The sequence below is a fragment of the Acinetobacter sp. Root1280 genome, assembly GCF_001425285.1.
Taxonomy (GTDB): Bacteria; Pseudomonadota; Gammaproteobacteria; order Pseudomonadales; family Moraxellaceae; genus Acinetobacter; species Acinetobacter guillouiae.
Genome location: NZ_LMED01000028.1, coordinates 182,823 through 207,957 on the forward strand (window position 1 = coordinate 182,823; position 25,135 = coordinate 207,957).

Consider the following 25,135-nt stretch of genomic DNA (forward strand, 5'->3'; position numbering starts at 1 on the left):
ACTTAGAATACCCAAGTCTCTAGCTTTAAAAACTCAAGTCTTAAAATGATCCAAAATATGTTCCAAGTGTAATCACTCCAATCAACGCAAGTAGTGGAAAAATAACTGCGACCACAAACATGTCGTAATAAGACTGTTTATGCGTGAGACCACAAAGTGCAATAATGGTAATTACAGCGCCGTTATGAGGAAGTGAATCTAAAGATCCAGAAGCCATAGAAGCAACTCTGTGCATCAATTCAGGTGAAATGCCAAATTCATGCGCCAGATTCATATAGGTTTCACCCATCGTATTTAATGCGATACTCAAACCTCCAGACGCAGAACCTGTAATCCCAGCCAGTACATTGACCAAAATTGCTTCGGAAACCAGCGGATTACTTGGCGCTAAACCAACTAAAAAATCTTTTAAAATGACAAAACCCGCTAATGATGCAATAACTGACCCATATCCAACTTCTGAGGCGGTATTAAAAATAGGTAAAAATGAAGAAGAAACACCATTTTGAATACTGTCTCGAATATCGTTAATCCGTTTCCAATTGAGCGCAATAATGGCAATACATGCGATCACCAATGCTGTAATGATCGACCATAAACCAATCACAGAATTTAGACTGGTGTGACCAAATTGAGCCGTGGCCAAATATGAAGTATCCATACTTGGAAAAATCACTTTAGATAATATTAAATTCGATAAAATCACCAATACAATCGGGATCATTGCAATCAGTAAACTAGGATCTGAGTGGGTTAAAATTTCTTTATGATGTTCAATATGATTGCCATAACCTTCACCTTGTTTTATCGAATGTTCAACTCTTCTATTCAGCCACCACATCCCCGTGATTAACATAAAAATCGAGGCAATGATGCCAAGCACAGGCGCAGCATATAGGTCTGTTTTAAAATATGGCATTGGAATTGCGTTTTGAATCGCAGGCGTACCAGGCAATGCGGTCATTGTAAAGGTTAATGCACCCAGCATGATTGCCGCAGGAATTAATCTTTTAGGAATACCCAGTTCTTTAAATAATGCCGAAGCAATTGGAAATACAGCAAAGCCCACCACAAAAAGCGAAACACCACCATAGGTTAAGATTGCACAGGAAATCACAATCGATAACATCGCGCGATGATGCCCTAAGCGTTCAACAAAAAAAATTGCGATTGTGCGAGCTGATCCACTGTCATCCATGAGTTTGCCAAAGACAGCGCCTAACAGAAAAAGTGGAAAATATTTAATGATGTACCCACCTAGACCACTCATAAATACTTGCGAATAAAACCCTAATAATTCATGCGTCATCCCACTCCAAATGACCGCAAACAGTGCGAGTACAGGCGCCAAAATAATGACACTAAAACCTTTGTAAGCTAAATACATGAGCAATACCAAGGACACTACTATTCCAAATAGTCCTATCATTCTAAACTCCATTTATTTAATTATATTGATACATAATGTATCGTTATATATGTATAGCTAATTTTTAATGATGAATCTAGACAAAATTCTTTTTCACTTTAAAAAACAGATCAAATTATTGTTATTTATAGATAAATAATTTTATTTAAATAAAATTCATAAAAAACCTGTTTACATATAATTTTATATTGATACGATACATATCAATATACAAATATTATAAAGCTAATTTACAGCATGCAACTTGGTCTTTTTTTAAATACAAAATGCATGTAAATGGAATGAAACTAAAATGGAGTTCGCTTATGTCACATACAATTTTATTGCCCAGATTTCTTGAAGTCGGAAAAAATGCCCGACAGAAAATTCCTCACATTTTAAAAAGCTTAGGCTGTAATAAACCACTGATCATCACTGATCAAATGATGGTGAAGTTAGGCTATATCGCGGATATTCAAAAGATTCTTAAACATGAAAATATTGAAGCAGACTTTTTTGATCAAACCATTCCAGAACCCACCTCAAGTTCTATTGAAGCTGGGGTTCAGTTTATTCAAGCACATCAATATGATTCAATTATTGCTGTGGGTGGTGGTAGTCCGATTGACAGTGCAAAAGCCATTGGCATCTTAGGTCGCTATGGTGGAAAAATCCGAGATTATAAGTTCCCTAGACAAGTCAATGAACAAGGCTTACCAATTATTGCTGTTCCAACAACAGCAGGTACAGGTTCTGAAGCAACCAAATTCACGATCATTACCGATGATGAAAGTAATGAAAAAATGCTCTGTGTCGGTGCTGGTTTTATGCCCATTGCTGCGATTGTGGATTATGAACTGACGTTAAGTTTACCTGCCCGTACCACAGCAGATACGGGTATAGATGCTTTAACCCATGCGATTGAAGCCTATACCAGCAAAAAAGCCAATCTATATAGCGATACTCAAGCATTAGAGGCCATGCGCTTAATTGGCCCAAACCTTAAAAAAGTCTATTTTGATCCAAATGATGAAGCTGCCCGAGAAGCATTGATGCTGGGTGCAACATTGGCTGGTGTGGCTTTTAATAATGCATCTGTTGCCTTAGTTCATGGCATGAGTCGGCCTATTGGCGCGTTTTTCCATGTCCCGCATGGTTTATCGAATGCCATGTTATTGCCCATGATTATTGAATATTCAATTCCAGCTGAACCTGAAAAATATGCGAACTGTGCCAAGGCCATGGGGGCAGCGCAGCAAAATGATTCTATTGAATCTGCCAATGCCAAGTTAATTGAAGCATTAAAAGACATTAATACATCCCTTCAAGTGCCAACTTTAGAAGCTTTTGGAGCAGATAAGCAATATTTTGACGAAGTTGTAAATACTATGGCAGAACAAGCACTTGCTTCAGGCTCACCAAGTAATAACCCTCGTCTTCCAACCAAAGAAGAAATCGTAAAACTTTATCAGCAATTATGGTCTTAATTTTTAACCAAAATAAATCAGGAGATCTCAATGAATACAATCGGGCATTTTATTAATGGACAACTTTCAACAGAAGCGAGTCGTAGCCAAAAAGTATTTAATCCAGCAACAGGTGAATCAAATTCTCAAGTGGCCATTGCCAGCCAAAAAACGGTACTTGATGCAATAGCGGCAGCAGAAAATGCCTTTCCGGCATGGCGTGATACCCCAGTGATCAAACGTGCGCGAGTCATGTTTAAGTTTAAAGAGTTGCTGGAAAAAAATGCCGATAAAATCTGTGAGCTGATTGGTTTAGAACACGGTAAAATTTGCCATGATGCAGCTGGGGAATTACAGCGTGGCATTGAAAATGTTGAATATGCTTGCGGTGCACCCGAATTTTTAAAAGGTGAATTCTCCAAAAATGTTGGGCCGAATATTGACTCTTGGAGTGAATTTCAACCTTTAGGTGTCGTTGCAGGAATTACCCCATTTAACTTTCCTGTGATGGTGCCACTTTGGATGTTCCCAATGGCAATTGTCTGTGGCAACTGCTTTATTTTAAAACCTTCTGAGCGTGATCCATCTTCAACATTATATATTGCTCAATTATTAAAAGAAGCAGGACTTCCTGATGGTGTCTTTAATCTGGTCAATGGCGATAAAGTTGCAGTAGATACACTTTTAAATGATCAGCGTATTCAAGCGGTTAGTTTTGTAGGCTCAACACCAATTGCTGAATATATTTATAAAACGGCCACAGCTGCGGGCAAACGTTGCCAAGCTTTAGGTGGGGCAAAAAATCACGCCATTATCATGCCCGATGCAGATGTTGATAATGTGGTGAATTCCCTCCTTGGCGCTGCTTTTGGTTCCTCAGGTGAACGGTGTATGGCACTTTCTGTTGCGGTTGCAGTCGGTGACGAAATTGCAGATACCGTCATTGCTAAACTTCAAAATGAAATCAGTAAATTAAAATTCGGACATTTTGCCGATAAAAATAATGATTTTGGACCTGTGATTACGGCAGAACATAAAGCCAAAGTGATTGGTTTTATTGACAGTGCAGAGCAACAAGGTGCAAAAATCGTTGTGGATGGCAGACAAGCAAGCGTTGACGATTTCCAAAATGGCTTTTTTGTGGGGCCTACTTTAATTGATCAAGTTACCCCGAATATGCATAGCTACCAACAGGAAATTTTTGGCCCTGTTTTACAAATTATGCGGGTAGAGACCATGCAACAAGCCATGGATCTGATTGATAACCACGAGTATGGTAATGGAACATGCATCTATACTCGTGATGGAGAAGCAGCACGTTATTTTTCTGATCATATTAAAGTAGGTATGGTGGGTATCAATGTTCCTTTGCCTGTACCTGTCGCTTATCATAGTTTTGGTGGTTGGAAACGTTCACTCTTTGGTGATTTGTATGCGTATGGTCCAGATGGTGTACGTTTTTATACACGTCGAAAAACTATTACTCAACGCTGGCCTTCTGCCAACATTCGAGAAAACAAACAATTTTCAATGCCGACTTTAAACTAAGACTATTCAAATTAAGATGGTTCAAATTTAGACTGTTTATTGATAAAACGGTTCTGACTATGTTGGGAAGTATTCAACCCTATTTTGGATACTTCCCAAATATTTTGACATTTAAATTTTAAATCGAGCTTATAATTTTCTAAAATCACGTACAAATATTATTTTAATAAAAATATTTTAAATTTAACAATTTTTTAATCCATTAAACATAATTTACCAAATTTAAAATATAAATTAAGCACCCTCCTCTCATGCAACGTTAAATAAAAAATTAATTTAAAAAACACAAACACTCAATTTAAATATTTAAAATCTATAAAATAAAACCCTCACATTATAAAAAATGGTTAAAAATCGATTTATTCAAAATAAATTTTAAAATACATTAATAACAAAAACCAAATACGATATCAAAGAAAATCTTAAATTTTATTTTTAAAACCGAATAAAACAACTATAAATATATACTTTATCACACCACAAATAAATCAAGACTCATAATAAAACAATGATTTATTTAGATCCAAAAAATATAAATCAGAACCATATAAAAAGATAATCATTTTTCCCTCATGTTTAATCCCTTGAATCCTATAGTTGATCAAACCATTTATCGACTTTATTTCAATACTATAATGACTCATCAAATTTTTTGCTTTTTTGGGATTTACTTGTCGTAACACATAAACCAATTGGACAATAATTGTTTTGTTAAAATCAGATCTTTTCTGCGCAATCGCAAACCTACTTATATGATTTTTTTGAAGTTTTATACTCCTCATTTACTTTTCATCACTATTAATGACGTCAGAAGATTTTAAAATTAAGCGTTGGATGACTGTTCGAGTAACTGAGTAATGCTTAGCAATTGAATAAACAGTATGGCCTTTTTTAAACTTATCCAAGGCTTCTTTCTTTTGCTTATCAGTTAAAATCTCGGGACGACCTACACGCTTTTTTGCTTTATTCATAATGCTCTTTTTAGAAAAACTAGATTTCTCTTCAAAATCAGAACATAACTTTAAAAAATGCATAAATAATTTCTTAAGATCTCCCACAATTTCATTTTTAGAAAAATCTAAACAGATTAATCGAATTTTTTTTTTAAAAATCAAATTTACACTTGAAGATACTTCATTAAAGTTACCACCTAATGAATCAATTCCATTGATTAACAATAAATCACCGCTTTCCATCGCATAATTGACTAAATTAATAAATTTATTTCTATATTTTAATGATATACCTGCTTCCACCTCTTCAAAGATCACTCGTTTATTTGGTATTTCATAACCAGCGTTTGAAATATAGGAGACATAATTACTGTCTTTTATAGACAAATCATCAACTCTAAAATATGCATAGACTCGCACAACAAATAACCCTCTTATAATTAAAACAATTATTATAATCTTATACTAATAAAAAAAACATCTGTTGAAAATTATATTGGTGTTTTAAACACTATTAATGATTTAAAAACATAAAATCAGAATCATTATAAAAAAATAGCAGGATTAATTTAAACACACGAAATACGAAAAAATTATTTAACAAACAAATACAAGAAATTAGCGACAAAATAAATAATATGATGTAAGAATTTTTTTCAAAAAATAATTATTTATTTCACTGGTGCTTAATATAAAAAACCACTTAAATAAATAAAAGAATATAGCTTAGGTGTTTTTAATAGTGTAAATTAATAATTTAATTATATGTATTCTTTTTTATAATTAACATCATGATAAAAAATCATGATGTTATTGTGAGTATCTCTTAAAATTCGACCTGTACAGTTACAGTATCACTATATTTACCAGCAGGCAGACTCAGTGAATTTGTATCCAGAATTTTTGTTGTGAAAGCATAACCCTGCTGAGTTTTCGCATCATAAATACCAGGATTTGTAGTCGCAACATCGCTCAACCACTGCTCGTTATTTCTTCCCCAGCGTTCCGTAGTTGAGTTTTTATAAATTTCATAACTCATATAGTTATTCCCCGTTTCTGACTTCATTGCACGTTGATTGCCATTTTGTGGATAAAGACCATCATTCAGGCTCACTTTATAAGGTGTCTTGACTGAACAGCGTATTCCCATCGAGGTTTTCACTGGTGTAAAGGCATCTGCAAAGGCTGCTGTTCCAAAATTCACATCATTGGTCGCAATACGGCAGTCTGGTAAAACTTCAATACTTAAATTTAGAGAAGAATCACTACCACTTCCCCAATCAAACCCGAGTCCCAAAAATCCACGATTAAAACCAGGGCTTGAAAAATAAAATCCTATTCCAGCTACAGCAATTGCAGGCACAGAATAATACCATTTGACTTTAAATGGTGTTTCAGCTCGGTAAATCCCAGGCGATACAGCTTGTCCAGAATTAATCTTTGCATAAAATGGTAACGCACCATTAGGCCCCGTAAAGAAATTGATAATTGTAAAGCTACTCATATCTCTTTCTTGCCCCACATTAATTGGATTACTATTGGTATCCAAATAATTCACCGTAAGGCGTTCACCAGTGACACTATTGATATAGTTTATTGGCATCTGATCGACCCGATATTTCAGATAAGTGGTATTTAAAGCAGCCAAACTAAATCCACTACAGGATAAACCTGCACTGAATTGCGAAGATTGAACTCCATTTTCTGCCAGAGTAATGGAAGGAACCTTACCAATGGACACATTGCCACTTGAGTTAACGTTACAATCTGCCTGACTTTGAGCAGCAATCAATATTAATCCAGAGAATAATAGACCTGTAGGTATTATTTTTTTTAAAGTAATCATGGTTTAGCCACCTCACGACAAACAACCGACTTAATCACTGCAATCTGTTGTTGCGCTTGTTTTAAATCCAACGAAAAGTTTGCTTCACATACGCTTTGATCTGGCAGTTGCACTCGAATGCTATTCTCTGCACCCAGATCTTCAAGATAAGCAATCCCGTCCATCCCCACATAACTCGATTCTTGATCGGCACGATGTACCACCGCACCCACTGGAATCGCTTGCCCATTGCTTTGCACTAAAGATACATTGGCTGCATAAGACTGTTTGATTGGGAAGCCAATCACAACACCNATGTACCACCGCACCCACTGGAATCGCTTGCCCATTGCTTTGCACTAAAGATACATTGGCTGCATAAGACTGTTTGATTGGGAAGCCAATCACAACACCTGAGCCTCGTTTTGCCGCAATCCGATTTTCAACTTGGGTTGCATTAAAGTTAGAGGGTAAATCGATCGGGTTAATACTGTATTTAGCCGCGTAATAAGGCGTCACTGACGGTACAAATACATAGCCCTTGGCGTTACTCCGCCCCACCAAGCTGTTTTCATAATGCACAGGAACATCTGCAATTTTGTTGGTATCAATCAAAGCAAACGACTCACCCAATCGATTGGCAGCAAAGACATTGCCTGACATCAACACCACCGAACCTGACAGTCCAAACCAATAGTTGTAATCATTGCTACCCGACATGCCTACATCGGTATTAAAATATTGGTTACGGTAGCTGACACGTGCCTGATTAAAGTCATCACTGTTTTCATTAAAACGTCGAGTTAAATCAACACCAACACCACCGTCCAACGGTGCACTACGGTTATAGTTGATATAAGAATAATCACCACTTGATTGTTGGCTATAGCCTAGATTGGCTGTGGATCTGCTCTTGGAAAATGGAACCGACAGCTGAAATGCAGCACTCCACTCTTTTTCCACAAAATCCCGATTGGCACTTAACGACACTGTCGCTCCACGCAGATAGGACGGTAATACCGGTGCCCAAGACAGGTTCATCAGTTTATTTTCAATGTCTCTGCTCTTGGTTCGGATATATGCCACCCCAAAAGTACCCGACTTTTCTGTCGCAAAATAAGTATTGGCAACCAAACTTTTATGACTGTTGGCTGAAATCAAATCTGTATATTGCAAGCGTGAAAGATCATAATAATCCTGATCTCGCTGGGTATGATTGAGACTAAATCCAAAGCGTTGTTGGTTATAGCTATAACCGAGCGTGTATTGATTTCCCTTGAAGTTTTTATTTCCGTTCAAGTTATTATTTAACTGATTAAGCTCTCCATCAGCCCAGCTTTGGGTTGCCGAACCACTTACAACACCAAACCGATTCAACTTAAGCACTGAACCTAGCCCAGCCAACTGAAACTGATTAAGCTCTCCATCAGCCCAGCTTTGGGTTGCCGAACCACTTACAACACCAAACCGATTCAACTTAAGCACTGAACCTAGCCCAGCCAACTGAATTGAATCGGAGAGTTCAACTCGTCCTTCAGCCGTGAGCCAGTCGTTAATCCCGTAACGCGCATCCGCTGAACTGGCAAATTTGCCATATTCAAAGTTCTTGATCCCATAATCTTCGCGGATTTGTCCCATAGACACCGAATAATCCAATAACCCYGGTTTAAGCAAAGTATTCGAAATATAAAACGGCACCGAGGTTGCCACCTGACGGCCAACACTATCTGTGGTGACAATCACCGCCTCGCCTTTACCATTAATAAATGGAACATTATTTAGAATAAAAGGGCCAGATTGTACATCGGTTGAATTGGCTTTCTGTCCGTTAATCAATAAGTCCACGGTGCTCGGTAARGCCGCTTGTCCTTTAAACTGRGGTAAAGGATAGGTAATCAAATCTGGACGCGTACCAAAATTACGCTGTAACTGYAATCCACCTAAACGCACTGAACTTCCCCAAGCGTTTTTACTTCCCGTAATTACATCRCCSGCTAAAAATGAAACTACCCGGACTGGGTCATCATATTGCCAAGTGGTGTCATAGCGGCGGTAGCCATCATTATCTTGATTTGAGTCGTTTCCAATCCCATCAGATTTAAAATCAGTTTTRCTATAAACCCCTGAATTTCTCAGTACCCCATAAGGGGAGAAAAASCGTTGTTCTGTAAASAGYGTACTGCTATAGCCACCATTCTCTGGGCGGTAGGTATAAAAGTCATAGTTATTTAATAAACCAATACCCGACTGCGCTGTTTCAGGTTGATACCAAGAATCCAAGCCGCGTATCTGCACCGGCATCCAGCTGGCAGGANAAGTCATAGTTATTTAATAAACCAATACCCGACTGCGCTGTTTCAGGTTGATACCAAGAATCCAAGCCGCGTATCTGCACCGGCATCCAGCTGGCAGGTAGATCCAAACTAAAATACTGTTGCGCTGAATTGTACTCATACTTCAATTCAGGAATCTGATTGAGGCTGACCCAATCCAAGGCCTTGCCCGAAAATCCTAAAGTAAATACATCCAGATCAGTTAGGTTTTTTTCTGACTGTTGCTGAAGTGCATCCGCAGGCAGCTTAATCTGTAACTCATCCAGTTTGGATTGCTGGATAAAGTAATGATCCCCTTTGACAATGACCGGTATCACTTGTCGCGTCGAATATTGATTGATCACCAAGTCCAGATAAAGCTTAAATAAGCTATTCACTTCTGAAACATCTCGTGGTGGCGGGGGCAAACCATTTGCATAGACATTGCAACTCAGCAATGGAATATTCGCAACCAATACCAATGTCAGACTTTTGCATAAAAAAGAAGGGGTGTGTAACCCTGATAAATAACCCATTTATCCCCCTCCTTCTTTTTTAATCTCAACCAATTCTTGTTTCACCCCTGAACTGTCAACGCCATACAAACTGCTTTGACCACTCAGGCTGTTGAGTAGCTTGTTGTCCAGATCAAACTTCATGGTGCTGTTTGCCAACACATAACCAAAGGCAGTTTTGCCAAAAGCCATTTGCTCTGAAGTCGGGGTTAATTTAATTCCTGAAAGCCGTGAAAATTTTGAACCAGTATTTTTAATATAAAGTTCAGGTTTGCCCTGTTCATTATTCTTGACCCACCAGCTTAATATCGGTTTAGCCAAAGGGTTTTTCGNTCTTCCGATCTAAAAGCCATTTGCTCTGAAGTCGGGGTTAATTTAATTCCCGAAAGTCGTGAAAATTTTGAACCAGTATTTTTAATATAAAGTTCAGGTTTGCCCTGTTCATTATTCTTGACCCACCAGCTTAATATCGGTTTAGCCAAAGGGTTTTTCGYATTGGTTTTTTGTGAAACTTCAGTTAAACCACTRCCAAGTCCTTTGCCATAGCTAAACAAGGGAATGGAATAACGCATCTGAAARCTGACTGTCGAYGCATCTTTTTCATCTTCTGGATTGAGCTTGATCGGCAGTTCATCAACAATAATTCGATAGGCCAGTTCTTTTGCATCAGGTACAGCAGYYGAGCGAGTCAAACGCAACATATGCTTTTCACCCGCCTTGATCTTCGCTACGGGTGGACTCGGAATAACCTCGGTTTGTTCCGCATAAGCATCTTGCTGATGATTCTGATCCCATTTAAATACCCGAATCTGTACCATGGCATCAGAGTTACCGGTATTTTGTAGCCAGACCGCAGTGGCTTTNATAAGCATCTTGCTGATGATTCTGATCCCATTTAAATACCCGAATCTGTACCATGGCATCAGAGTTACCGGTATTTTGTAGCCAGACCGCAGTGGCTTTTTCGTTTTCTTCAATTTTTGGATAAATTGGCCAGATTAAAAATGTAGCCTGTGCGAATACCGGTGAAGTGACCATCAATATCGCGGCCGYAGAGAAAGTCCTGCCCGACCATATTTTCATTTTATTTAAGCTCATAGAATCACCATGTAATCGTAATTGCGACCGTATCTTTATAAAGGCCTGCTGATCGTGGTTGATTGTTATTATTCAAGTCTGCAACAGCATAAACTGCAAAACCCAGTACGGTGTTCAAAGTAGTGGTTGGTGTCAGTGAGTAACTACTCCCACTGGCATATTCACCTTGCAAACTACTGTCCTGATAAAGCTGATAAGGTACAAATTCATTCTGCTGGGCATGTTTCATCCGCCGAGAGTTATTTGAAAAGTGATCACCACCATTCAACATAATCTTTACCGGTAGCCGTGCAGTACATTGGACATTCCAGCTTTGCGCAGTATTAATCACAGATGCTTTTAACTGCCCCTGCGCCACAACAGGATGACGACCAAAATCAAGTAACTGTTCGACATTGCTGAGTTTGCACCCATTTTCAATGGTCGCCTGCACTTTAAAANCTTTTAACTGCCCCTGCGCCACAACAGGATGACGACCAAAATCAAGTAACTGTTCGACATTGCTGAGTTTGCACCCATTTTCAATGGTCGCCTGCACTTTAAAATTTGCTGTTGTTTCAGCACATACACTATGTACAGCCAGCATCAGCAGAACACTTAAACCTATTTTTTTCATGATTTTGTTCTTTAAAATTCAATGGTAATTGGAATAGTGTCGGTATATTGTCCAAGTGAGACTGACCCATCAGCAGAACACTTAAACCTATTTTTTTCATGATTTTGTTCTTTAAAATTCAATGGTAATTGGAATAGTGTCGGTATATTGTCCAAGTGAGACTGACCGACCATTATTAACAGTTTGACCCATGAGATTAAGCGTTTGCGGCTGACCATTATTGGTCAAGGTAATTGATTGATTAGGCCTTAATGCTTCGCGAGCAGTTCCATATAAGATGTTGTAGGCAAGGAAATCTGTGCCATTACTGATTGCACGAAAATAATTTGCGCCAAAAGGTGCTGGAACCTTGCTGTCATGTTGCCCCGCACCAAAGGTAACTTTTATTGGGGCATTGCCAGGACATTGAATGGTCAAACCTGATGTAGAACCCTGACTTAAACTGGTCTCTATCACCTGATTAAATGCAGCTGTGGTTTCTCCAAAATCCAACTGACCAAAATTCAAGCCATTGGTTCCGTTATTCACGGTCTCATTGTTGATCTTGCAGGATGGCTCTAATTCAAGTTGAACATTTAACTTAGCGGCCAATTGCCCAGCACTGGTGAGCGATGAAACAATGCTACAAAGTANCATTGTTGATCTTGCAGGATGGCTCTAATTCAAGTTGAACATTTAACTTAGCGGCCAATTGCCCAGCACTGGTGAGCGATGAAACAATGCTACAAAGTATCAATCCAACGCATTGTTTAAGTAACAGGTGCATACGTTCCTCCCTAAAACAGGCCTGTCCAACAACAAACCTGTTTACTGTTACGTATACCAATTAGAAATTAACAGTCACCAATAAAGTGTCTGTATAATCACCCTGTGCTTTTGCAGTGCCAGTGTTCGCAGCAATTGCACCAAAAATTGGAACTTCTACAGTCACCAATAAAGTGTCTGTATAATCACCCTGTGCTTTTGCAGTGCCAGTGTTCGCAGCAATTGCACCAAAAATTGGAACTTCTTGAGCTACACCTGTCGCAGCCGTGAAAGTCTGAGCTGTATTAATGACATATGGGTTGGTACGTGCTGCATCACGGTAAACGTTATAGTTTACTAGGTCGGCAGCAGTTGTATGTTTAAGGCTGCGATCAGCGCGTTGACCACCGTCAATGGCAACAGTAAAGTCAACAGGTGTTGTACTGTCACATTCAACAGTGAGATGACCACCTGTCGCTGAAGAAGCAACTTGTCCAGTCAAAACGTTTGACCACTGACCAGAAGTTTTACCGAAATCTAATGTACCAAATTGGTTCATATTTCCAGTAACAGTAGAACCTTCAACAGTACAGCCCGTCGAAACATTCAGCTTGACATCAACTTGACCAGTAACAGCTGCTTGTGCAGTCGCGATATAAGCTGTGCTCAATAATGCAGTTAGTGTTAGTTTTGTGAAAATATTCATATTAATTCCCATAATTTGTATTATTTATTAACTTTTACACTGGAAGTGTGAAAGAATTAACATAATTACATGAGGTATGTATATATTCAATTGAAACTTGCTGATTTAATTTCAATCAAAAGCATTACTAAATTTCATTTGACTTAGCTCCTCAAGGAGCTATCGCAAGCAAATAAAAAACTGGGAAAACACATTAAAAATTAAACTTTTTATAGGAAATAAAAAGTCTTTCTTTAACAAAATAAAAACAAATTTACTTAATTTCTGCCAAGAAAATTTTCATAAATTTAATCTATTTCTAATAGATTTAAAAAGTAAAACCACACCACAAAAAGCACACTTAGTTATTTCCCGTGAACCAATTATCTGTATAAAATAGCTAATGCAAAAATTGAATAAATTTTATAATTTAGGGTTAGACCTTAAAATAAAAATAATAATTCATAACAAAAACCCCAATTTAAAAATAAAAATATCGATTTATTTATACAATTGAATGACTCATTAATTCCTAAAAACTTACACACTTACAACTCAATCAATTAAATTTGTTTTTTTTACAACAAAAATAATATCTATATTTCAATTAATAGAACCAAAATAGAAACCAACTTGTTGTTAAAAAAGGGAAAATAATTATTTATTGATTATAAAAAATAAATTTAAACACTTCTATTTATGTATTTAAGCTGCATTATCAGGAAATTTTATAACAATAACATTTGGATTCAAGATAGACAATTAAATAAAAAACAAATATTTAACACTCACCACCCTCCATTTTAAAATGATTCTTCATTCTATTTAATATCTCAGAAAAATATAGAGTAAGATCAAAAAGAAATTATCTTAAAAAAACTGGCTTTTTTATGAGTTAAATATTTCATACGAGCATTTAAAAGAATAAAAATCTCCATATTTTTTATACAATACCACACCTAAACACAAGATAAATTCAATAAACAAATAATTTAATATATATTAACATTAAGCATATCAGTAGCAATAAGCAAAAAATAACGGAATAATAAAAACTCATACTTCACCCAAAAAAAACACTTATTATAATTATAATAATTTCACTATTAAATAAAAACCAATGATTTTTTCTCAACAACTGGAATGATTAAATTTAATTTTCAAACAGATACATCATTTTCACTACACACTAAGATCCCTAAATTTTACTTCTTTAATTTTAATGCTTTAAAAAAGATATTAACTTATTAAAAACAATTAAAAGTCATTTATATCATTGGAATTCAAACACTGTAAAAAAATATGAAAAAACCACCAATCCATATATTGTTTTTCAATAAAAAAGTGAACCAATTTAAAAACACTTAAGAGATAATTAATAAATAAAATCCAAGCTAATATTTATTATTAAAAGAAAAAATATTAGAATACAAAATTATATATGTAGGTTTATTCATTACAGAATAGAAAGGGGGGTTATTATACATAATTACAGAACAATGTTTAAATCTATCATATCTAAATAATCGATATTTTATTCATAAATATGTGAAGCAGCCTTAATACGTGCCTGATTAATTTCCATCCAATCAGCAAGATTTGCGACATGTACCGCAACTTCTTCGCCTAATGGAGTTAAGTCATACTCAACATGAGGCGGCATAACTTTATAAGAGGTTCTGCGTACAAAACCATCACTTTCTAAACGTTGAAGAGTTTGTGTCAACATTTTTTCACTTACTCCATTCGCTTTTCGACGTAATTCGCTATATCGGTGCGTTCCATCACGTAAAGCAATAAGGCATAAAACCCCCCACAGGCTAGTTACATGTGCGAAAACTTCTCGGGATTGGCAATTATTTTCTCCAGTAAAAAGATCACCTCTTCTAACTCTTTCTGTCAATGTATTTTTTTCAACTCTTTGCTTTTCCATACGCTAATCTCCTTATAAATGTAAGTGTATGTTCAATCCGAACCTCTAGGTGCGTACTTCCAGTTGGATAGGAATATATATTATAGTTTATTTTGTTGATCTAAACCTATCATGACTAAATGCCACAAAACTAACTCTTTAAATATAAAAAGTTAGCCTTGATTTGACTCATTAATTTAGTAGTTCTCTACCTAAATCGTCAAATTATCCTTGATAGAAACTTACTAAGCAGTGTAAATGAGAGTTAGGATGAATAAATTAAACTTCAAAAATCTAAAAAAAAATTGGATTTCATTAGTTGGTATTACGGTAATTGCTAGCATATTAAGTTTGGCTTTTGCATGGAGTGCAGGTTTAGTTGGTAATCGCATAACGACAAAAACTTTCCTTGGTAATTCATTAGAAAACTTTGAACCTGGATATCGACGAGCACATGGAAAAGGTATTTGTTTTGAAGGTACTTACTACAGTAATGGTAGAGCAGCAATAGTCTCTAAAGCTGATGTTTTTTCCAAGTCTGATGTACCTGCTATTGGTCGATTTTCTATTGGAAACAGCAATCCGCACGCATCAGATAACTCCACATCAACAGTTAGTATGGCTTTATTACTTACTCCAAATGATCAATCACAATGGAGGATGAAACTAAACAATTTTCCTTATTTCTCTACTAGAAATCCTGAAGGCTTTCTAGCACAGATGAGCGCTTTTAAACCAGATCCAGTTACTGGTCAACCAGACCCAGAACTTGTAGCTGCATTTTTTAAAGAATATCCTGAAGCACGTAAATCAGTTGAAGATAAAGCAAAAATGCCATTAACTGGTAGCTTCAGCGGCACTGAATATTATGTTGTTAACGCCTTTATTCTAAGAGCAGCCAATGGACAAAAACAGCCAGTACGTTGGTCTATGCGTCCTCATTCAGAATTTATTAGTATGACCAAAGAACAACATGCTCGTTCTGGTCATGATTTTTTGTTTGAAGACATTAAAAATCGCTTGGCTGTAGGACCTCTGTACTGGGATTTAGTTTTACAACTTGCTGAATCAGGAGATCCAGTCAATGATCCCTCCCAACCTTGGCCCAATGATCGTAAAGAAATTATTGCTGGGACATTGGAGGTTAAACATGTTACCGATCAGATAAATGGTGCCTGCCGAGATGTTAACTTTGACCCTACTCTAGTTCCTCCAGGAATTGAATTATCTGATGATCCTGTGTTAGCTGCGCGAGCTGGAATCTATTCACATTCTTACAATGCTCGGTTACGCGAAATCGGATTTGGTAAAGCTACAGATGCCGTTGGTAAATAGGAGTACTCTCTAATGAAACAAATATCAAACAATAATACTCCGCGCCATTTTAATTTGGTCTCTCGAATACTACATTGGTTTATGGCAGTTGCAATATTGGCAATGCTATTTATTGGAGTGGGGATGACAACCTCATTGACTTGGCGTCCTTGGTTAATTGATATTCACCGTCCCTTAGGTATAGCAATTTTATTATTAGTCTTCCTAAGATTAATAAATAGGCTATTTTATAGAATTCCACCTTTGCCAGATACTGTACCACGTTGGCAAGCGTTTCTTGCCCATACTTCACATTGGCTACTTTACATCTTAATGTTTAGTTTACCACTGCTTGGTTGGGCGACATTATCAGCAGGTAATTGGCCTATAACATTAGTGCCTGGTTGGAATCTTCCTCCTATAGCTCCAATAGACTCAACACTTTATGCTTGGTTTCGTGCAGCCCATGGAGGCTTAGCATGGCTACTGTTTGCTGTTGTCTTAGGGCACCTTTCTGCAGCTCTATTACATGCATGGGTTTACCGTGATGGAGTATTCTCCAGTATGGCTTTAGGTTCTATTAAGCAATTAAACAGCCCCTCAACCTTACATTCACCTAATGAAAAAAATGAAAAGAATAAAACTTAATTAATCCACGTTCTCTTGGGCTGTTCCTATATTTGCCGTGTAAAAATAGTGAGTAAGTAAAATTATACCCAACACTACTCACTATTATTTTAAATAATGAATAGCCACCGATTTTGTAGACACCTTTTAGTTAGATAATGGACTGCCACCACTCTCTTAGACAAATTTAGTCTATTCTTTTTGCATAGGAGAGAAGCTTATGAGTGGACAAAGATATACTCCAGAATTTAAAGATGAAGCTGTTAAATTGATTATCGAACGTGGATATTCTGTCCCAGATGTCGCAGAACTTTTAGGTGTATCAGAGCACAGCATTTATAAATGGCTAAAGGCAGTACAACCCTTACGCAACAATTCAGATGAATATGAACTACTCGAAGCAAAGAAAGAGATTCTTCGCCTGAAAAGTCAGCTTAAACAAACTGAAGAAGAGCGGGATATCTTAAAAAAGGTCGCAAGGTACTTTGCAAGCCTGCCCGAGTAAAGTATCAGTTTATCCTTGAATATAGCCATCAATTTAAGATTAAAACGATGTGTCGGATTCTTAAGATTGCGCGTGCTGGCTATTACACGCCTGGCTACATGAACCTGAATCAGGCAGGACTATTGAAGATAAGCGGTTATTACAACTGATACGGTCTTCTTATGATGGTAGTTATGGTATCTACGGTTATCGTCGCATCACGCTGGATCTTAAAGAGTTAGGTGAAAGCTGTGGACCTAATCGTGTGCTGAAGATCATAAAGAACAATAGTATTGCCGCTGTACTAGGATATAAAAAGCATAAGAGTTATGGCTGTGGCAGTCCTCAGATTGTGCCACCAAATCACTTAAATCGAGAGTTTGTTGTAAACACGCCTGATACCTCTTGGGTAACTGATATAACTTACATTCGCACATGGCAAGGCTGGTTATATCTGGCTGTGGTTCTTGATTTATATTCAAGGAAAGTGATCGGTTGGTCAATGAAACCTAGTCTAGCCAAGGTTATCGTTTTGGATGCACTTCACATGGCAGTGTGGCGACGCAGGCCTAATGTACCTGTAATCATACACTCAGACCAAGGCTCACAATACAGCAAAGGAGACTGGCAGAAATTCTATCAAAAGCATAATTTGGTTCCAAGTATGAGTCGTTGCGGAAACTGCTGGGACAATGCCGTTGCTGAATCCTTTTTTAGCAGCTTGAAGAAGGAAAGAATTAAAAAGAGAATCTATAAAACTCGAGAAATGGCCCGTGCAGATGTGTTTGATTATATCGAGATGTTTTACAATCGAATCAGACGTCATTCGCATCTTGATGGGATGAGNGCGGAAACTGCTGGGACAATGCCGTTGCTGAATCCTTTTTTAGCAGCTTGAAGAAGGAAAGAATTAAAAAGAGAATCTATAAAACTCGAGAAATGGCCCGTGCAGATGTGTTTGATTATCTCGAGATGTTTTACAATCGAATCAGACGTCATTCGCATCTTGATGGGATGAGCCCAGAAGCATTTGAGGCAGCTTCAAAATGAGGCTGTCTCATGTCTAGGATACTGGGAGCAGTCCAGTTTTTTACACGTGAATGCTATGGCTGATGAATATGTACAAAATTCAAAGGCAACATTTAATCAATTCATTTGCCTAAATGTAGAAGAACATGACGTATTGGACATTTAATATAAAATACAATATTCTTCAAGAAAAAAATTACTTTGAATACGAAATTGGACTGTGTTTTGCATTTATCTGTAAAAGATAAGTATCATAAAATCAAAGCTTCTGCCACTTAAGTCAGAAGCTTTGATAGATTCTTTTCATTTAATAGTAAACAGAACATTTATAAAAAACGTACACAAAATTTAGAACAGTCCCTAATAATTCCTTGTTTTAGTTCCGAAAGACTAATTATTTGATAATTTCAAGTCTTATTAAAACTAGGTATAATCCAATTACTCAATGAATAAACATTGTTTAGTCTGACCATGCCCACCCCTAATGAAAGTGATTGGAGATCAGGTTGGCAGAACCTTCCAAGCACAGGATTATAGTGACGTTACTTTAAATAAACCAAATCATCAGCATCTCTAACCCCTCCAACAAAAGCATTCGGATTCTTTAAAGTGCTTGGTTTCTTATGTTGTAGCTGTTGACCAAAAGGAGCATCTTTATAAGGCTAACTGACCACGCCATGTCCATTAATCACTTTTTAAGTTGAACCATCAAAGTTCTGAACTTGATATTGTATCCATCTATCATTGGAAGTATTGTTAAGGTCCTCTAAATCATATTTCTGAGTAAACAAAAACCTAATTTAATGGTTTTAATTTATTACTATATCTACTGACAATCTTTAAAGATTAATATTAAAGGAATTTTTAATGCCTAAACATTATGATTATATAGCGATCGGCGGTGGCAGTGGAGGTATTGCATCCGTTAATCATGCTGCACTTTATGGCAAAAAATGTGCCCTGATTGAAATGGGTAACATAGGAGGAACCTGTGTAAATGTTGGTTGCGTTCCTAAAAAAGTCATGTGGTATTCAGCTCAAATTGCCGATGCAATTAACAAGTATGGTTCAGATTATGGATTCAATACTGAATTAAAATCTTTCGAATGGAAAAAGCTCATTAATAATCGACAGGATTATATTAAAAGAATTCGTGCCTCTTATGATTCTGTACTGAGAAAAAATAATATTGATGTAATTCATGGCCTTGCTAAATTCATTGATAAAGGAACTATTGAAGTCAATGGTGAAAAAATTACCGCTAACCATATTCTAATTGCAACTGGAACACAAGCAAGTTTACCTGATATTGAAGGTGTAGAATTTGGAATTGACTCTAACGGTTTTTTTGAGTTACAAGATTTGCCTAAACGCACTGCGATTATCGGTTCTGGCTATATAGCAGTAGAACTTGCAGGAGTTCTTAACTCTTTAGGATCGAATGTACAACTTTTTATCCGTAAGAATCAACCTCTACGTACACTCGACAGTTTTCTAGGTCAAACCTTACTAGAACATATGCAAAATGAAAATATTCAAGTTTATACTCATACTCAAATAAAAAAGGTTTCCAAACTTCAAGATAACTCTATTGTTTTATATTTAGAGGATGGAACTAAACATATTATTGACTGTCTCATTTGGGCAGTTGGTAGAAAACCCAATACACAATCTCTTGGCCTAAATCTGACAAATATTCAATTAACTGATCAAGGATTTATTCAAGTTGATTCATTCCAAAACACAACAGAAACTGGTGTATATGCGATTGGCGATATTACTGGTAAAGTGGAGTTAACCCCAGTCGCAGTTGCCGCAGGTCGTAGACTATCAGAAAGACTTTTCAACAATAAACCACATGAACATTTAGACTATAACAATATCCCAACAGTGGTATTTAGTCACCCACCTATTGGTACAGTCGGTCTTACCGAAGAAAAAGCCATTGAACAATTTGGTAAAGAAAACATCAAAGTATATAGCTCGTCTTATACTAGTATTTATACAGCTGTAACAGAACATCAACAGCTGACCAAAATGAAACTAATCTGTGTAGGTTCTGAAGAAAAAATTATAGGAATTCATGGAATTGGATATGGAATGGATGAAATTCTTCAAGGTTTTACGGTTGCTTTAAAAATGGGAGCAACAAAGCAAGATTTTGATAATACTATTGCTATTCACCCCACCTCATCTGAAGAATTTGTCACCATGCGATAATTAGCCATTTTATTTCACTAAAAACTGTCTACAAAATCGGTGGCTTTTCAGTGCAAACAGCTACTAGAGTTCTCTATTGAGAAGTTTAGAACTCATAAATATATCTTAATTGGATATCGCCGATGCACTGTTCTAGATTTTTCAACACTCACATCAAACATGCTCAATATGTCCATTTCCATGGCCACAATACACCACCTATTCGACTATTATGTCGTATCATATCAATTTGATATTTCGATAAAATATTTAGTTTACCATTATATTTAGAAATAATATTATTTTCACTCTGCGCATAATCCATTAGATTATCTGTATAACCTTGATGAAACTTAAACATCCCATTCGATTCAAAAGTGTGAGTTAATCCTAATGCATGACCTAGTTCATGAGCATAAGTTTCAAGAAAACCATAACTTATACCATCCTTGAAAATAACAACGGCATTACTAAACTCTTGATTATTGGAATATTTACCTTTTGAGTATAGTATATTTGAATGAGCTTTAAAGCTCGCACTACCTAAAATGAAATTCCACTCATGTTTGCTTTTAGGTGGATGTCTAACATAGATAGGTGCGAAAAAAATATACGTATTTCTTTCTGAATCACTATATGGTGACAGTAAACCGACCCACTTTTTACGCCAATAAAGCTCTTTTAACTCTCATTTTAGGTACAGGGTTTTTCCTCTGAGGATTATATTGCTGAATCAGACCTTATGGATTGGTTGGTGCACAAAGCCAATCCATAGTAGAAATATGGCATATCAATATTTATAACTATTAACAAAACAACAAAGATTTATTAAAAATCAATAATTTATAATTACTTAACAAGTGATATTTTTTTTTATAAAATAGTGTTAAAGTTAACACGTTGGCTACCAAAGGACTTTAGGAAGCCTCAGAAAAATAATCCAAGGAATATGCTATGAAAAAAATCATTAAAACACTTTTACCTATCACTCTTGTTTGCGTAATGCCCCTTACGCACGCTGCCACTTCTGAAGGAAAAACATGGGCAGTTTCAGCTGGTTGGCTTCATGTTATGCCACAAGGTAAAAAACAAGGGGTATTTGGACAGATTACTGATAAGGCTCCTATTTTAAAAAATACTCCAGCTTCATCTCCAGGAGCAGGTTTTGAAGTCCAAGATGATGACACTGCAGGCTTAATACTGGACTATTTTATTAACGATAATGTTTCTCTTGAGCTAGTGCTTGGTGCTCCTCCTGAAATGGAACTATCAGGTAAAGGACAAATTAATATTCCATTTGGTGGAATAGAAATCACTGCGGCTAATCTTGATAAATTTGATAAAGTCGCAACAACAGATGCTTATACTCCTACATTTTTAGCAAAATATCATTTTGGCTCTGTCAATAATAAACTGCGCCCTTATCTAGGAGCTGGTGTTATGTACGCACACTTTAGTGATGTACAAGCAGATCCAAATATTAATGCTGAATTGAATAGTAATGCTATATTGGCATTACTTAAACCTGAATTAGGAAAAATTAAAGTTGATGATGCTTTTGCTCCTGTAGTAATTGCTGGCTTAGATTACAATATCAATAAAAGCTGGTTTGCGACGGCTTCTGTTAGCTATGCGCATCTTTCAACTAACGCTGAATTGAATGTTATTGGTAATACTGAGCTTTTTGGCGCTAATATTCCCCGTGATACTATTCTTAAAGGAAAAAGTAAAATTGAAATCAATCCAGTTGTGACTTATTTGGGTATTGGTTACCGTTTCTAAAATTGAAATTCCATTATTTTCATTTATTAATAGTGCCATTTTTCTATAAAAATGGCACTATTAAAATTTAAGCCAGCTATTATTTAATGTAATGGCGATTATCCGAAATTATCAAAAAAAATAGTAAAATGTGAGTTTAAGACTCCAATTTTTCAATTCGTATAACGTGTATATATTAATTTTAGAATAATTAATTATTTTAAGTAAATTCAGATTATTAGCAAAATTTTGACATAAATTCATTCATTTATGTAACTTTAACCCCTAATGATAATTCCTGACATATAAAAATAGATTTTTTAAAAGTTGCGGTATCTTCTGTCACAGAATAATTGATTGAGAAGCAAAATATAAGTTTTTATAGTCTCCAATATAATGCACCCGAACAGAACTATGCATAAGATACGCTTAACCTTGTAATTGCTATTGGCTACCTTAACAAACTCGTATCCAGAGAAAACATTAAAAATCATTTAGTAAAATATCAGCCAGATATTTTATCTGGCTGATATTTTAATTAATTCCAATATGGTTAAACAATTAAAAACTGATATAAAAATCAAACCATCTCATCATAAAAATTAGATATTTTAATCAACCAAAATGATTTTTTTACAACTTAAATTTTTAAACAGTCTAATTAACCGCCCCCACACTTCCTTGTAATCCTTGCTGAATATCCTGCGCAAATCCATCCACCTGATTGGATTTAGGGCGAACCTTGGTTTTCAAATCAAGCTGTCCTGACATAGTTTCGGATTCCTCATCCGTATAAAACTCTTCGACTAAATCCAATCCCTCATCAGAATTCACCTCAAACCTTGCATTGCTAAAACCTTGCAGTGCCGTTTGATCTAAAGCACTTTGATTAAACCCAGTTGCTTTACTTTGCTGATCAATTTCTTTAGCCATTTGAATGGCTAGTTGTAAATTGACGCCATCACGCAACGTTAAATCCACGTAGTACACAGGTGTACGATAACTTTGTGTGGTGGATTTTCCTCGAAGTGCCAGTTGTAGTGGTAGACATGACAGTAAACCATTCGATGCTGCATGGTAGTAACTGAGTCTCGCTGCCAAAGTCCTAATGCTATTAAAGCCTGTTGTTCTAAAAATGAATGTACCCAGTTCATCCGATTCATCTAAATTCACATGTAATCTGCCAAAGGGTTTACAGTTGCCTCCTTGTGCCAACGGACATAAGTCAGGTGATGGGCATGGATGTTGTTCAATGCCTTGGTTGGTTTGTCTTTGACAGAATTCACCATTTCCAACACAAACAGGTCGTCCTGTTTGCCGATCAAATAAAGTATATTCAGCTCTAAGGTTAAGTTCGGGATCATTAAAAATCATCCGTACTGGAATGGTTCGAAGTTTTTGATTGGGTGCTTTGGCTCGCAGTTGCTCATCAAGCGGATGATTGATCCAGCCATCCTTACCTTGAATTTGGCTGGTAATGGTAAATTGATCATCCCGTTCAGGCAGTCTCTTTCCATTCTTTTCAACGACTTTACCAATACTGATTCTACCGAGTATGGGTGGTGTAATTGCTAGACCTTTAATCATGGTAGTTTCCTCTTCTGTTTAAATGAGTTTCTGTATTTGGTTAAAATGAAATTTGCTTAAAAAAATCCCATGCGCTAAAGCATGGGATTTTTAGTAGGTCTGTTTTAATGTTAAGTGGTTGGATATTTTGCTTAGGCTAATCGGTATAAATATTGAAACGCCGTGAACCTTGTTTAGTTTGTGGGAATTGATTGAGATACTCTGGGTGTTGTTTCAGTAATGCCTTACTGTCTAAGCTGATTGAGTTTTTAGACTTTTTCCATGTCACTGAACCATTGCTGAATGTTGCTCGTTCAACCTGTTGCATCTTGGCTTGCAGTTGATGTTTAAGTAGGTCAAATTGCTCTTGATGTTTTTCGATTTGATGGCGTGCTTGAATCAATTGTTCAAATTGTTGATTGGCCTGATCATCTTGGGTTAAATCTGTGGTCGTCAGTGGGATATGTTCAGGATAAAGTAGTTGTAAAGCTTTCGCGGCTGATTCGGATGCATCTGCATCAGGTGGGGTATCTTTTTCCACACATTCCCAGAAGTAGCGTTCCGCATGGATGATGTGTTGGATCACTGATTCTGAACGGGTGACTTTAAAGATTCGGGTTTCATGTCCACAGATCAACACACAGATGTGTGCTGCTTTCTTGCCAGTGACCGCCAATTGATGTTGTACTTGGCAAAGTACATATAGTGGTACGCCATCATGCCAAAGCTTGGCACCGTGTTCCCCAGCGGTTTTACATTCTAAAATTTGTACATCGGCATCCCCCACCACCGAGTAGTCCAAGTTTGCCAACATAAAGTACTTATCGGGTTCAGGGTGTTGTAATACGGCATTGACTCGGCGTACTTTATAATTGGTATGCATACTGTAGTATTCAGCCACCAAAGGCTCTAGGCGTTTGCCCCAATAGAGCGGTGCATGCCCTTCACTTTCATCCTCAATATTTTGTTGAATTCGTCCTGTTTTAATCATCCACAGTTCAAGCATTGACATATAGGGATTCAGTCCACAGGCTGCGGCACAATCACTACTGCCAATGCCTTGTTTACGCACA

The 25,135-nt window shown here is 36.6% G+C and carries 17 protein-coding genes and 8 pseudogenes; 8 read left to right on the forward strand and 17 right to left on the reverse strand.

Annotated features, from left to right (window positions below; genetic code table 11):
* Positions 1–40: 40 nt before the first annotated feature.
* Positions 41–1,429: a GntP family permease gene (locus ASC84_RS20205; protein WP_056517964.1), complete on the reverse strand. Its 1,389-nt coding sequence runs from the start codon at positions 1,427–1,429 to the stop codon at positions 41–43.
* Positions 1,430–1,734: 305 nt separating this feature from the next.
* Here ASC84_RS20205 and ASC84_RS20210 point away from each other — a divergent pair, with 305 nt between their 5' ends.
* Both ASC84_RS20210 and ASC84_RS20215 read left to right on the forward strand, forming a co-directional pair.
* Complete coding sequence (locus tag ASC84_RS20210; RefSeq protein WP_056517965.1) at positions 1,735–2,895, forward strand: iron-containing alcohol dehydrogenase; 1,161 nt, start codon at positions 1,735–1,737, stop codon at positions 2,893–2,895.
* A 30-nt stretch (positions 2,896–2,925) separates the two neighbouring features.
* A complete protein-coding gene (locus ASC84_RS20215; RefSeq protein ID WP_056517966.1) occupies positions 2,926–4,422 on the forward strand; it encodes a CoA-acylating methylmalonate-semialdehyde dehydrogenase in 1,497 nt (498 codons plus the stop codon).
* A 782-nt stretch (positions 4,423–5,204) separates the two neighbouring features.
* On the opposite strand, the gene ASC84_RS20225 is transcribed toward ASC84_RS20215, so the two are convergent.
* The 12 genes and pseudogenes from ASC84_RS20225 to ASC84_RS20265 form a co-directional block, all read right to left on the reverse strand.
* Entirely contained in the window at positions 5,205–5,795 is a 591-nt protein-coding gene (locus tag ASC84_RS20225; RefSeq protein ID WP_056517969.1) for a recombinase family protein, read from the reverse strand.
* Between the two features lie 406 nt (positions 5,796–6,201).
* A complete protein-coding gene (locus ASC84_RS20230) occupies positions 6,202–7,221 on the reverse strand; it encodes a spore coat U domain-containing protein (RefSeq protein ID WP_056517971.1) in 1,020 nt (339 codons plus the stop codon).
* Positions 7,218–7,514, reverse strand: a 297-nt coding sequence (locus ASC84_RS23420; RefSeq protein WP_319822761.1) for a FimD/PapC C-terminal domain-containing protein, incomplete at its 5' end; no start/stop codon positions are given. The genes ASC84_RS23420 and ASC84_RS20230, both read right to left, overlap by 4 nt.
* Before the next feature lies 1 nt (position 7,515).
* A pseudogene (locus ASC84_RS20235) lies at positions 7,516–9,514 on the reverse strand (fimbria/pilus outer membrane usher protein); the annotation flags it as partial.
* A gap of 1 nt (position 9,515) precedes the next feature.
* Positions 9,516–10,048 (reverse strand): annotated as a pseudogene (locus ASC84_RS23425) (fimbrial biogenesis outer membrane usher protein); the annotation flags it as partial.
* Positions 10,049–10,359 (reverse strand): annotated as a pseudogene (locus tag ASC84_RS23585) (molecular chaperone); the annotation flags it as partial.
* A gap of 1 nt (position 10,360) precedes the next feature.
* Positions 10,361–10,890 (reverse strand): annotated as a pseudogene (locus ASC84_RS20245) (molecular chaperone); the annotation flags it as partial.
* A 1-nt stretch (position 10,891) separates the two neighbouring features.
* Positions 10,892–11,110: pseudogene (locus tag ASC84_RS22790) on the reverse strand (molecular chaperone); the annotation flags it as partial.
* A gap of 19 nt (positions 11,111–11,129) precedes the next feature.
* Entirely contained in the window at positions 11,130–11,558 is a 429-nt protein-coding gene (locus ASC84_RS20250) for a spore coat U domain-containing protein (RefSeq protein WP_227515183.1), read from the reverse strand.
* Between the two features lie 294 nt (positions 11,559–11,852).
* A complete protein-coding gene (locus ASC84_RS20255; RefSeq protein ID WP_227515184.1) occupies positions 11,853–12,332 on the reverse strand; it encodes a spore coat protein U domain-containing protein in 480 nt (159 codons plus the stop codon).
* Positions 12,333–12,567: 235 nt separating this feature from the next.
* A complete protein-coding gene (locus ASC84_RS20260; protein ID WP_264753259.1) occupies positions 12,568–13,191 on the reverse strand; it encodes a spore coat U domain-containing protein in 624 nt (207 codons plus the stop codon).
* Between the two features lie 1,513 nt (positions 13,192–14,704).
* A complete protein-coding gene (locus ASC84_RS20265; RefSeq protein WP_056517977.1) occupies positions 14,705–15,103 on the reverse strand; it encodes a helix-turn-helix domain-containing protein in 399 nt (132 codons plus the stop codon).
* A 249-nt stretch (positions 15,104–15,352) separates the two neighbouring features.
* Here ASC84_RS20265 and ASC84_RS20270 point away from each other — a divergent pair, with 249 nt between their 5' ends.
* From ASC84_RS20270 to ASC84_RS22550, 4 genes and pseudogenes are all read left to right on the forward strand, one after another.
* On the forward strand, positions 15,353–16,417 hold the full coding sequence (locus ASC84_RS20270; protein ID WP_056517979.1) for a catalase family peroxidase: 1,065 nt from the start codon (positions 15,353–15,355) through the stop codon (positions 16,415–16,417).
* A 12-nt stretch (positions 16,418–16,429) separates the two neighbouring features.
* Positions 16,430–17,044 (forward strand): cytochrome b, encoded by a 615-nt coding sequence (locus tag ASC84_RS20275; RefSeq protein WP_056517980.1) that lies wholly within the window; start codon positions 16,430–16,432, stop codon positions 17,042–17,044.
* Between the two features lie 199 nt (positions 17,045–17,243).
* A pseudogene (locus tag ASC84_RS20285) lies at positions 17,244–18,353 on the forward strand (IS3 family transposase); the annotation flags it as partial.
* A 1-nt stretch (position 18,354) separates the two neighbouring features.
* Positions 18,355–18,557, forward strand: a pseudogene (locus ASC84_RS22550) (IS3 family transposase); the annotation flags it as partial.
* A gap of 435 nt (positions 18,558–18,992) precedes the next feature.
* Here ASC84_RS22550 and ASC84_RS23430 read toward each other — a convergent pair.
* Positions 18,993–19,270, reverse strand: a pseudogene (locus tag ASC84_RS23430) (RHS repeat-associated core domain-containing protein); the annotation flags it as partial.
* 133 nt (positions 19,271–19,403) lie between these two features.
* On the opposite strand from ASC84_RS23430, the gene gorA reads away from it, so the two are divergent.
* A complete protein-coding gene (gene gorA, locus ASC84_RS20290; protein WP_056517982.1) occupies positions 19,404–20,756 on the forward strand; it encodes a glutathione-disulfide reductase in 1,353 nt (450 codons plus the stop codon).
* A 163-nt stretch (positions 20,757–20,919) separates the two neighbouring features.
* On the opposite strand, the gene ASC84_RS23590 is transcribed toward gorA, so the two are convergent.
* Entirely contained in the window at positions 20,920–21,381 is a 462-nt protein-coding gene (locus tag ASC84_RS23590; RefSeq protein ID WP_319822762.1) for a M43 family zinc metalloprotease, read from the reverse strand.
* Positions 21,382–21,689: 308 nt separating this feature from the next.
* Here ASC84_RS23590 and ASC84_RS20295 point away from each other — a divergent pair, with 308 nt between their 5' ends.
* A complete protein-coding gene (locus ASC84_RS20295; RefSeq protein ID WP_056517983.1) occupies positions 21,690–22,517 on the forward strand; it encodes an OmpW family protein in 828 nt (275 codons plus the stop codon).
* Positions 22,518–23,153: 636 nt separating this feature from the next.
* Here ASC84_RS20295 and ASC84_RS20300 read toward each other — a convergent pair.
* On the reverse strand, positions 23,154–24,083 hold the full coding sequence (locus ASC84_RS20300; protein ID WP_056517985.1) for a hypothetical protein: 930 nt from the start codon (positions 24,081–24,083) through the stop codon (positions 23,154–23,156).
* Between the two features lie 136 nt (positions 24,084–24,219).
* The coding region (locus tag ASC84_RS20305; RefSeq protein WP_056517987.1) for a YqaJ viral recombinase family protein at positions 24,220–25,135 on the reverse strand (916 nt) is incomplete at its 5' end.